The organism is Pontiella sp., assembly GCF_041622395.1.
Classification (GTDB): Bacteria; Verrucomicrobiota; Kiritimatiellia; order Kiritimatiellales; family Pontiellaceae; genus Pontiella.
The window spans coordinates 1-10,401 of sequence record NZ_JBFJYW010000121.1; the positions used below are offsets into that span (position 1 = coordinate 1).

A 10,401-nucleotide genomic window follows, 5' to 3' on the forward strand; every position below is an offset into this window, starting at 1 on the left:
ACTTGCGCACGTGTGGGCGGAGAGGGGCGCGGCCGTTTTGGGCCGGGTGCATGGAAAAAGCAGGCGTCCTGCCAGTCGGCAGCGGATCGGGCCATGCGAGTTTATTGGGCCGTAGAACGGTGCTCCGCGCCGTTTTGTGCCAGTTGTTCGAAGAACGGTTGATTGAGGCCGCAAAGCTGCTCGCCTCCGCCCGCCGCATGGGAACGACGAACAGGATTCCGTGACTGACCGCCCACACTTGCGCAAGTGTGGGCAGGGAGGGGGCGGCCGTTTTGGGCCGGGGGCGTGGAAAAAGCAGGCGTCCTGTCGGCGGCGTTACGGCTTGCGCGGGTTTGTCCAAATTTCGTCGTGGTGGCCGGCGCGTTTGGCGGCGAGGCGGGCGAGGACGAAGAGGGCGTCGGACAGGCGGTTGAAGTAGGCGAGCAGAACGGGGTTGACCGGTGCGGTTTGGCGTAGGGTGACGAGGCGGCGCTCGACTTTGCGCGAGGCTGCGCGGGCGACGTGCAGATGGGCCGAGGCTTTTCCGCCGGCGGGCAGAATAAAGTGCGTCAGCGGTTCAAGTTCGGCTTCGGTGTCATCGATCAGCCCTTCCATCCGCTTGATTTCCACTTTGGTAATGAAGGGGAGGGCGTGGTCGTTTCCGGCGTTGGTCACTTCGGCGCCGGCCACGAGCAGGTGGCTCTGGAAATTCTTGAGGGCGGCGTCGAGTTGCTCGTCTTCGACGAAGGCGCGGGCCACGCCGATGGCGGAGTTGCATTCGTCGATCGCGCCCTGCACCTCCATCTGCGGGTCGTTCTTGGGCACCCGTGTCCCGTCGAACCGTCCGGTTTCGCCTTTGTCGCCCGTCTTGGTGAAAATCTTCGGCATGGTGGTCTCCTTAAAACGCGGAAAGTTTAAGGGCGAAGGTTGGAAAGTCCAAAGCGATTTTGCCCGGAATCGGGCCGCTGGATTATTTGCCGAGGCCGTGGATGAATTTGCGTAGGACCTGCTCGGGGCATTTGCGGTAGTTGCGGTGGCCCTCTTTGCGGAAGAAGGAGCCGAGCTCGGCCTTGGTGACGACGAAGTCGGCTTTGTTAAAGACGCCCAGCACATCTTCTTCCTTCAGGTTCAGCGCGATCCGCAACTTCTTGAGAATTTCGTTGTTGGGCAGGAATTCGAGCGGCGCGGGGATGTTGCCGGAAGGATGGGGGCCGCGTTTTTCAACGATCAGTCCGTCGAGAAAGCGGCAGAGAACGGCATGCGATAGTTCGGCGTAGCCCGGCTCGTCTTCGCGTTTGAGCCAGCCGACGACTTCGTCGGCCGTGGTGGGGCGACCGGTCTTGGCGATAATTTCGGCGACTTGGGCGTCGTTGATGTTCAGGGCATAGCGCAGGCGGCGCAGGGTGTCGTTGTTGGTCATGGGTGGGGTTCCTTTTGAAAGCGGGGATTTAAGCACAACGGAGGGGGTAAGCGAATCGGAATCGAATCAGGTTTTCGTTGTGTTCTGCACGCAGTTATCCGTAATTTTTTTTGGTTCTTCGTTAAATTTAGTGGCAACGAATGTAGGAAAAGCAACGAATGTTCCGGCATGTTGGGCTCGTTGCAATGAGGGATTTATTGTGTGCGCCGACCAGTGTTTTCCCAATGTATAATCCACATTTTAAGAGATGCGGAAATGTTTCCAGGCCATTTGATTCGTTGCTTTTCCTACATTCGTTGCAAACACTCGTTGTCGTCCCCTGAGCTGCGAAAAGTCCTCATCCTCCATAAAAATATAAGAAGGGCCTTTTTTTTACCACAAGAGCACGGAGGCACAGAGTTTTCTCATCACACATGGTCTCAGTGCCTCGGTGCTTTCTTTGGTAAACCAAGTCAGGTCGGCTTAATGTTAAGCAAGCTGTCGGGTGCTATTGTTTTCGGCGGGCTTTGCGGATGAGTTTCATCGCCTTGAAGCTGATGAGTTTTTTGGTTTCTTCGTCCCACAGGTGGATGCGGAGCGACTTGAAGCTTTTTCGGACCCCAAGCGGCTCGATGTGCTGGAGCTTCTGGATCTCGTTGTGGCAGCGTTGCAGGTTGTAGTTGGGGATCGATGGGTTCAGGTGGTGGATATGGTGGAGGCCGATGTTGCCGCTGAACCATTGGGCGATCTTCGGCAACTTGTAGTAGGAGCTGCCTTCCAGGGCGGCCTTCACGGAGTCGCGGACCTCGTTGCGCGCCCAGTAGACCTCTTCGTATTGGTGCTGCACATAGAAGAGCCACAGCCCGAGCGTGGCGGAAATGATGGTGACCGGAAGCTGGATGAGCAGATAGGTTTTATAGCCGATGGTCGCCCCGGCCAGCAGCAGCATCGAAAGGATCGCCGCGTTGGTGATGTAGACGCTGAGCCTTCCCTTGTGCTGGATGCCTTTCTGCGAAAAGCGCTGGAGGATCAGGAAGACGAACGACGGGCCGAAGCCGAAAAGGAAAAAGGGGTTCCGGAAAATGCGGTAGGTGATGCGCTTGAGCTTGGGCGCGGCGATGTATTCCTCGACCGTCAGCGTCCAGATGTCGCCGATGCCGCGTTTGTCGAGGTTGCCGGCGGTGGCGTGGTGCCGGATGTGGGCTTTGCCCCAATCCGTGTAGGGGGTGAAGGTCAGGATGCCCGTCAGGTAGCCCATCATGTCGTTGGCCCATTTCGATTTGAAATAGGACGAATGGCAGCAGTCGTGGAAAATGATGAAAACCCGGACGAGGAACGGGGCGGCCACCACAATGGGAATGAAGGCCATCCAAAGCGGGAAGCCTTTTTGGATCAGTATGATGGCCGCCGCCCAGAGGGCCAGATAGGGAAGGAGGGTGTCGGCGATCTGCCAGGCGGCCTTCCCCCGGCTCGGCGTCGTGAACTGCAGGATAATCTTGTTCAGCGCTTGCCGGCTTACGGGCTCGCCGGAAGCGGGCCGCTCTTCGCTTCCCATGATTTGTTCGCTCTTTTCCACAACCCGAAAATACTCCAACCGTATGGCGGGGCGAGCCATTTGTCGGGAAAAAGAGTGGCGGTTTCGGGGGGACGCGCGCGCGTAATTGTTTTAACTTCGAATGTGCTTCGAACTCGTTGGGTTGAGTTCGCGCGGAGTATACAGCGGAGGATTTGCAATGGAATACGTGACGAACAACATTGATCTAACCACCGGAACCGCCGAAGAAAAGCGGGCGGAGATCAAGCGCTACTTCAATGCGACGTGGACCCTTTACGAGCGGCTGTTCGAGACCTTGGTTTCGGACGAGGTCTTCTATCTGCGGCCGCAGCCGTTGCGGCATCCGCTGGTTTTCTACTTCGGCCACACCGCCACGTTTTACGTCAACAAACTGGTGCTGGCCAAGCGGATCGAGGCGCGCATCCACCCGCGGTTCGAGTCGCTGTTCGCCATCGGGGTGGATGAAATGAGTTGGGACGACCTCAACGACGCCCACTACGACTGGCCGCCGATCGACGAGATCCGCGCCTATCGCGACCAGGTCCGCGCGGTGGTGATCGGCGTGATCGAATCGGTTGATTTTTCGATGCCGATCGGGTGGGAGAGCCCCCTGTGGCCGATCATGATGGGGATCGAGCACGAACGGATCCATCTGGAAACCAGCTCGGTGCTGATCCGCCAGTTGGATCTCGCGCAGGTGCGCTCCTCGGCGTGGTTTCCTCCCTGCACATCGAGCGGCATCGCGCCGGAGAACGAACCGGTGGACGTGCCCGGCGGAACCGTGGCGTTGGGAAAGCCGCTCGACCACCGCCTCTATGGCTGGGACAACGAATATGGCCATGTGCAGATCGATGTGCCCGATTTCGCGGCGTCGAAATATCTGGTTTCGAACCAGGAATATTTGGCCTTCGTCGAGGATGGCGGCTATGCCGAGGATCGATGGTGGGACGAGGAGGGGCTGGCCTGGCGGAACTATCACGGCGCAACCATGCCCGAGTTTTGGCGCGGCGAACCGGGCCACTACAGGCTTCGCCTGATGACCGAAGAGGTGCCGCTTCCGCCCAATTGGCCCGTCGAAGTCTGCTATCTCGAAGCGAAGGCCTTCTGCGAATGGATGTCCGACAAAACGGGGCGACCCGTGCGCATGCCGGACGAGGCCGAATATCGGCGGATGCTCGAGGTGGCGGGGTTGGATGTGGAGCACCACGAAGCGCCCATCGCCGCCAACTGGAATCTGGAGCACTATGCTTCGTCGGTCCCGGTCGATACCTTCGCCCACGGCAACTTCTTCGATCTGGTCGGCAACGTCTGGCAGTGGAACGAGACGCCGATTTATGCCTTCGACGGCTTCGAGGTGCATCCGCTCTACGACGATTTCACGGTGCCCACCTTCGACAACCGCCACAATCTGATCAAGGGCGGTTCGTGGATTTCGACCGGGAACGAGATTGCGCTGCACAGCCGCTATGCGTTCCGCCGCCACTTCTATCAGCATGCGGGGTTCCGCTACGTGGTTTCCGGCAAGCCCGTGAAAAAGGAGTTCGATGTCTACGAAACCGACGCGCTGGTTTCCCAGTATTGCGAGTTCCACTATGGCGAGCCCTGCCTCGGGGTGCCCGCTTTCCCGAAGGCGATCGCCGCGGCGGCGCTGGCGGCGATGGAGGGGTTGCCGCATGGCAAGGCGCTCGATATCGGGTGCTCGGTCGGCCGCGTGGCCTTCGAGTTGGCCGGGCGGTTCGGCGAAGTCGATGCGCTCGATTTTTCCGCGCGGTTCGTTCAGGTCGGCGCGCGGATGCAGCGCGCGGGGCGCATCCGCTACGAGCGCGCCGAGGAGGGCGAGCTGGTTACGTTCCAGGAGCGGACCCTGGCGGAGCTGGGATTGAGCGGCGACTTTTCGAACATCCGCTTCATGCAGCAGGACGCCACGAATATGAAGCCGGTCTTTACCGGATACGACCTCGTGGTGGCCGCGAATCTGATCGACCGGTTGAACGATCCCGCAAAGTTTCTGCGCGATCTCCCGGGGCGGATGAATCCCGGCGGCATGCTGCTGATTGCATCGCCCTATACCTGGCTGGAAGAATTTACGAAAAAGGAAAAGTGGCTGGGCGGCTTCAAGCGCGACGGCGAGCCCGTGACGACGCTCGACGGACTGCATGCGGAGCTCGATGAACGCTTTTCGCTGGTCGGTGAGCCCGTCAAGCTGCCGTTCGTCATCCGCGAAACCGCCAACAAACATCAACACACCTTCTCCGAAGTGACCCTATGGAAAAAACGATGATCTACGATTTCGATACGGTGGTATCCCGCCAAGGCACGCACGCGGAAAAATACGAGGCCCTCGGCCAATTTTTCGGCAAGCCCGATGCGGAACCGTTCTGGGTGGCCGACATGGATTTGCCGGCCCCCGCATTTCTGGTCGACGCGCTTCGCGCGCGGGTGGGGCATCCCATCTACGGCTACACCACCCAATACGACGAGGTGTTCGACGCCATCGTCTGGTGGATGCGCGACCAGCACGGCGCCGCGGTCGAGCGCGACTGGATAACGCTCTCGCCCTGCGTCGTTACCTCCATCTCGCTCGCGGTCGAGGCCTATAGCGCCCCCGGCGACCGCGTCGCGTTGCTGTCGCCCCTCTACGGGCCCTTCTTCACCTTCAGCCGCGCCTATGGCCGGGTGGTGGCCGACTGTCCGTTGCGCGTCGAGAGCGGCCGCTTCGAAATCGACTTTCCCGCGTTGGAGGCCGAGCTGGCCCGCCCGGAAACCTCGTTGCTGATGTTTTGCAGCCCGCATAACCCCGGCGGCCGCGTTTGGTCCCGCGCCGAGCTGGAGCGGCTACTGGCGCTGTGCATCGACAACCAGGTGGTTTTCTTCTGCGACGAGATCCACTCCGACATCGTCTATCCCCCCGCGCGGAACGTATCGTTGCTGACCCTCCCCGGCGCCGAGAAAGTGGCCGTCGTGCCGCACTCCATCGGGAAAACCTTCAACTGCGGCGGGCTGATGGCCTCGTTCATGATGATTCCCGATCCCAACCTGCGCGGGCGTTTCCAGGCGGCGGCCAACCGGTTTCATGTCGCCGACGTGAACCTGTTGGGCAAGGTCGCGCTCGAAACCGCGCTCTCGCCGGAGGGCGCGGAATACAAGCGGCAACTCGTGGCCTATCTGCGGGAAAACACCCGACTCGTCGTCGAACGCCTCCGCGCCGCCGGGATCGACGCCATGCTACCGGAATCAACCTTTCTCGTTTGGAGCGATTTCCGCCAATTCGGCCCGTGGCGCGCGGTGTTCGACCGCTTGCTGGGCGACGCCAACGTCGCACTTTCGGGCGGCGAGTTTTTCGGGCCCGCCGGGGAAGGGTGGTTCCGCATCAACTGCGCCCATCCGCGCGCGCAACTCTTGGCCGCCGTCGATCGCATCGTCGCGGCCTTCCAAGCTCCGTGAACCGCGCCGGAACGATTATTCTGCGATTAGGGGTTTGTAAAATCCCCGTGTTCCGTTTAACTCCGTGACTTTCCATTTATTGAATAACCATTAACGATTAACTGATTGCCCATGTTCGAAAACCTATCCTCTGCATTGCAGAAAACATTCAAGAACCTGCGCGGCTACGGCAAGCTGACCGAGAAGAACATCAAGGACGCGATGCGCGAAGTGCGCCTGGCGCTGCTTGAGGCCGACGTCAACTTCAAGGTGGCGCGCGACTTCGTCAAGAAGGTGCAGGAGTCCTGCATGGGCGAAGAGGTCATGGGCAGCATCACGCCGGGACAGCTGGTGGTGAAGCGCGTCCAGGACGAGCTCGAAGAGCTGTTCGGCGGGGCGCACAAGGAGTTCGACCTCACGGGGCGCCCTGCTTCGGTCATGATGATGGGCCTGCACGGCTCCGGTAAAACCACCTCGTCGGGCAAGCTGGCGATGCGCTGGAAAAAAGCGGGCCGCCGCGTTTTGCTGGTGGCCTGCGATATCCGCCGCCCGGCCGCCGTCGAGCAACTGATGATTTTGGCGGGGCAGGTGGGCTGCGAGATGGTTCGCCCCGACCCCGGCGAAACGGTGCCGCAGCTGGGGCGCCGCGCGGCGCAGTTCGCCAAGGACGGCAACTACGACGTGGTGATCTACGATACGGGCGGCCGCCTCCAGGTCGACGAGGAGCTGGTTCGGGAGCTCAAGGAATTCGAAGCCGAAACCAAGCCCAACAACAAGGTGCTGGTGCTCGATGCCGCCATCGGCCAGGAGTCGGTCAATGTGGCCGAAGCGTTCAAGGAGGCCGTCGGCCTGACCGGAATGATCCTGACCAAGCTCGACGGCGACGCCCGCGGCGGGGCGGCCCTTTCGGTCCATGCCGTCACGGGGTGCCCGATCCTGATGACCGGTTCCGGCGAAAAGATGGAGGATCTCGAGCCGTTCTATCCCGAACGCATGGCCTCGCGCATCCTCGGCATGGGCGACATCGTCAGCTTCGTCGAAAAGGCGCAGGGCATCGTCGACGAGGAAGAAGCGCTCCGAATGCAGGAAAAGCTGGCCAAAAACCAGATGGACCTCGAGGACTTCTTGAGCCAGATCCAGCAGATGAAAAAACTCGGACCGATCAGCAATTTGTTCGATATGATGCCGGGCGATGCCATGAAGATGGATGCCAAGAAAAAGGAGGCCATCGCCACCGCCTCCGAGATCGAAATGAAGAAGTTCGAGTCGATCATTCAGAGCATGACCAAATGGGAACGCAGGAACCCGAAATTGATCGATCGTCCGCGCCGATTGCGGATTGCGGCGGGGTGCGGCCGCAAACTGGCGGATGTCAACCAGTTGCTGAAGCGGTTCGATCAAATGGGCAAAATGGGGAAGCAGTTCAAAAAGATGGAAAAAAGGTTGCGGCACCTAAAGAAGTTCACTACAAAGTAGCCCCTTTACCCCAGGTAGAGGGATAATTTTTTACGGAGAGACAACAATATGGCAGTTAAAATTCGACTTCGCAGAATGGGCAACCGCAATGCCGCGTTCTATCGTGTAATCGTTCAGGACTCGCGTTATCCGACGACCGGACGCTTCATTGAAACCCTCGGTTGGTACGACCCGAAGCAGGAAGGAAACAACTTCTCGCTGAACCTCGATCGCGTCAACTACTGGCTTTCCTGCGGCGCACAGCCGTCCGATACCGCCAAGAGCCTCATCAAGAAGGCCGGATCCCTTCCGGTGGAGCAGGCCGTGAGCGGCGCCGTGACCGACGAAGAAGTTCCGGTTGCCGCGGTTGAGGCAGAAGTCGTTGCGGATGAAATTGCAGAAGAAGCTCCCGTGGCTGAAGAAACGGCCGAGGACGCTCCTGCGGTTGAAGAAGCAACTGAAGAAAAAAACTAGGCGATGAAGCAAATTCTCGAAAGTATCGCCAAGTCCCTGGTCGATGCGCCCAATGAGGTGCAGATCACGGAGATCGATGGCGAAAAGACCATTATCTTCGAGTTGCGTTGCAACGCCAAGGATGTCGGCAAGATTATTGGCAAGAGCGGCAAGACGGTAGGAGCGATGCGTACCATCCTCAACTCCATCGCCGCCAAGAATGGCCGCAAGGCCATGCTCGAAGTGGTCGACTAAAAGCTTCCAAGGCTTGGAAACTCAAAAGGGCGTTCTCATCGGACGCTCTTTTTTTCATTTAAACAGAAGGGCGCAAAGAACGCGAAGAATGTTTGGTCAGGTGCTTTGCGAGCTTGGCGTTCTTCTGTTGGATAATTCACATGAACGGTGTGTTGAAAATCGATGTGGTGACGCTCTTTCCGGGAATGCTTTCGGGCTTCCTGGAAGAGAGCATGATGAAGCGCGCCGCCGCGGCGGGGCTCGTCGAGTTCAATCTCGTCAACCCGCGCGACTTCACGACCGATAAGCACAACACCACCGACGACCGCCCCTTCGGCGGAGGCCCCGGAATGGTGATGAAGTGCGAGCCGCTGTTCGCCGCGATCGAATCGGTCAAGACCCCCGAAAGCCGCGTCGTCCTCATGACCCCCTCCGGAAAGACCTTCCGGCAGGCCGATGCCCGGCGGCTGGCCGACGACTGCCGCCATCTGGTTTTTGTCTGCGGCCATTACGAAGGGATCGACGAACGGGTGCGCGAGGCGCTGGTGGACGAGGAAATCTCCATTGGCGACTATGTGCTGACCAACGGCGCGCTTTCCGCCGCCGTGGTGATCGATGCCGTCGTCCGCCTGCTCCCCGGTGCGCTTGGGGCGGGGGAGATCGCCACCGAGGACGAATCGTTTTCGTCCGGCATGCTCGAGTTTCCCCAGTACACGCGCCCTCCCGAGTTCCGCGGAATGAAAGTCCCCGAAATCCTTTTTTCCGGCGACCACGGGAAAATCGCCCAGTGGCGCCGGGAGCAAGCCCTCGAGCGCACGCGCGAGCGCCGGGCCGATCTTTTGGGGGGTGACCCCGAAATTGCCGAAAACAACGCTTGACCACCAAAGCTAGATGGATATTATCTAGCGCTCTTTGAATAAATCCAGAAGCGAGAGACTTTTATGAACACTATTGAAAAAATCCATCAGGAGAACGCCACTCAGGATCGCCATCCCGAATTCGTTATCGGCGACACCATTCGCGTTCACTACAAGATTAAAGAAGGCGACAAGTTCCGTATTCAGGTTTACACCGGAACCGTGATTGCCCGCAAGGGAACCGGAATCACCGAGTCCATCACCGTACGCCGTATTTCCTATGGCGAAGGTGTTGAGCGTGTTTTTCCGCTGAACAGCCCGAACATCGACAAGATCGAAATCGAGCGCCACGGTAAGGTTCGCCGCGCCAAGCTCTACTACCTGCGCGATCTGGCCGGTAAGAAAGCCCGCATCAAAGAACGCCGCGTCTAAAGGGCAGGCGGCAACGCCGCTGTCCAATGGTCGAACGTCTGAAAGTCGAAGGTCTGCAATTGCAGTGACCTTCGACTTTTGACATTCCGACCGTTGACCAAGGAGCGCGTGAAATGAGCGAACATCCCGACGTCCTGCTTTATGAAAAAGAAGCCTGGGCCTCGGGATTTCTGCGTTTGGCGGGAATCGATGAGGCCGGGCGCGGACCGCTTGCGGGGCCGGTCGTGGCCGCTGCGGTGATCTTTGAGCCGGGCTATATCGAACGGGAGCTGGCAATCGTCTACGGGCGGTTGACTGATTCCAAGGCGATGTCCGAAAAAAAGCGGGATGAATATTTCGACATCTTGCAGGGCGCTGCGGCCGTTCAGGTCGGCGTCGGGGTCGTCGAGCCCGAAGAGATCGACGACATCAACATTCTCAAGGCGACCCATAAGGCCATGGGGATCGCCGCCGCCCAGGTCGGGGCCGACTTTGCGCTGGTCGATGGTCTGCCCTTTAAAGGGCTTCCGTGCGGGCACAAGGCGATCGTGAAGGGCGACGCGCTCTCCATCTCCATCTCCGCCGCCAGCATCATCGCCAAGGTCACCCGCGACCGGATGATGGTGGCGTTGGAT

11 protein-coding genes are annotated in these 10,401 nt (G+C 59.4%); 8 read left to right on the forward strand and 3 right to left on the reverse strand.

The genetic code is table 11. The annotated features are described in order from the left end of the window. Positions 1-315: 315 nt before the first annotated feature. From ABYO54_RS08565 to ABYO54_RS08575, 3 genes are all read right to left on the reverse strand, one after another. Positions 316-867 (reverse strand): cob(I)yrinic acid a,c-diamide adenosyltransferase, encoded by a 552-nt coding sequence (locus ABYO54_RS08565; protein WP_372807834.1) that lies wholly within the window; start codon positions 865-867, stop codon positions 316-318. Positions 868-949: 82 nt separating this feature from the next. After that, entirely contained in the window at positions 950-1,399 is a 450-nt protein-coding gene (locus ABYO54_RS08570) for a DUF1456 family protein (protein ID WP_372807835.1), read from the reverse strand. A gap of 487 nt (positions 1,400-1,886) precedes the next feature. Continuing rightward, positions 1,887-2,954: a fatty acid desaturase gene (locus tag ABYO54_RS08575; protein ID WP_372807836.1), complete on the reverse strand. Its 1,068-nt coding sequence runs from the start codon at positions 2,952-2,954 to the stop codon at positions 1,887-1,889. A gap of 157 nt (positions 2,955-3,111) precedes the next feature. Between ABYO54_RS08575 and ovoA the strand changes: the two genes are divergently transcribed. The 8 genes from ovoA to ABYO54_RS08615 all read left to right on the forward strand — a co-directional run. After that, positions 3,112-5,214: a 5-histidylcysteine sulfoxide synthase gene (gene ovoA / locus ABYO54_RS08580; protein ID WP_372807837.1), complete on the forward strand. Its 2,103-nt coding sequence runs from the start codon at positions 3,112-3,114 to the stop codon at positions 5,212-5,214. Then, positions 5,199-6,377, forward strand: coding sequence for a MalY/PatB family protein (locus tag ABYO54_RS08585; RefSeq protein WP_372807838.1), 1,179 nt, complete (start codon positions 5,199-5,201; stop codon positions 6,375-6,377). Before ovoA ends, ABYO54_RS08585 begins: the two co-directional genes overlap by 16 nt. A gap of 111 nt (positions 6,378-6,488) precedes the next feature. After that, positions 6,489-7,832 (forward strand): signal recognition particle protein, encoded by a 1,344-nt coding sequence (gene ffh / locus ABYO54_RS08590; RefSeq protein ID WP_372807839.1) that lies wholly within the window; start codon positions 6,489-6,491, stop codon positions 7,830-7,832. 48 nt (positions 7,833-7,880) lie between these two features. Next, positions 7,881-8,285 carry a 30S ribosomal protein S16 gene (gene rpsP / locus ABYO54_RS08595; RefSeq protein ID WP_372807840.1) on the forward strand — a complete coding sequence of 135 codons (405 nt, stop codon included), beginning with the start codon at positions 7,881-7,883 and terminating at the stop codon, positions 8,283-8,285. A 3-nt stretch (positions 8,286-8,288) separates the two neighbouring features. Beyond that, positions 8,289-8,519 (forward strand): KH domain-containing protein, encoded by a 231-nt coding sequence (locus ABYO54_RS08600; RefSeq protein ID WP_372807841.1) that lies wholly within the window; start codon positions 8,289-8,291, stop codon positions 8,517-8,519. A 140-nt stretch (positions 8,520-8,659) separates the two neighbouring features. Next, positions 8,660-9,376: a tRNA (guanosine(37)-N1)-methyltransferase TrmD gene (gene trmD / locus ABYO54_RS08605; protein WP_372807842.1), complete on the forward strand. Its 717-nt coding sequence runs from the start codon at positions 8,660-8,662 to the stop codon at positions 9,374-9,376. A 63-nt stretch (positions 9,377-9,439) separates the two neighbouring features. After that, positions 9,440-9,787, forward strand: a complete 348-nt coding sequence (rplS, locus tag ABYO54_RS08610; RefSeq protein ID WP_372807843.1) for a 50S ribosomal protein L19 — start codon at positions 9,440-9,442, stop codon at positions 9,785-9,787. Positions 9,788-9,900: 113 nt separating this feature from the next. Beyond that, positions 9,901-10,401 (forward strand): ribonuclease HII (locus ABYO54_RS08615; RefSeq protein WP_372807844.1); only part of this gene is annotated, 501 nt, incomplete at its 3' end.

Bases quoted from the DNA above. Each gene is read 5' to 3' on its own strand.
- ABYO54_RS08600 (WP_372807841.1), top strand. From the start codon at position 8,289: ATGAAGCAAATTCTCGAAAGTATCGCCAAGTCCCTGGTCGATGCGCCC.
- trmD (WP_372807842.1), top strand. From the start codon at position 8,660: ATGAACGGTGTGTTGAAAATCGATGTGGTGACGCTCTTTCCGGGAATG.
- rplS (WP_372807843.1), top strand. From the start codon at position 9,440: ATGAACACTATTGAAAAAATCCATCAGGAGAACGCCACTCAGGATCGC.
- ABYO54_RS08585 (WP_372807838.1), top strand. From the start codon at position 5,199: ATGGAAAAAACGATGATCTACGATTTCGATACGGTGGTATCCCGCCAA.
- ABYO54_RS08570 (WP_372807835.1), bottom strand. From the start codon at position 1,399: ATGACCAACAACGACACCCTGCGCCGCCTGCGCTATGCCCTGAACATC.
- ABYO54_RS08565 (WP_372807834.1), bottom strand. From the start codon at position 867: ATGCCGAAGATTTTCACCAAGACGGGCGACAAAGGCGAAACCGGACGG.
- ovoA (WP_372807837.1), top strand. From the start codon at position 3,112: ATGGAATACGTGACGAACAACATTGATCTAACCACCGGAACCGCCGAA.
- rpsP (WP_372807840.1), top strand. From the start codon at position 7,881: ATGGCAGTTAAAATTCGACTTCGCAGAATGGGCAACCGCAATGCCGCG.
- ffh (WP_372807839.1), top strand. From the start codon at position 6,489: ATGTTCGAAAACCTATCCTCTGCATTGCAGAAAACATTCAAGAACCTG.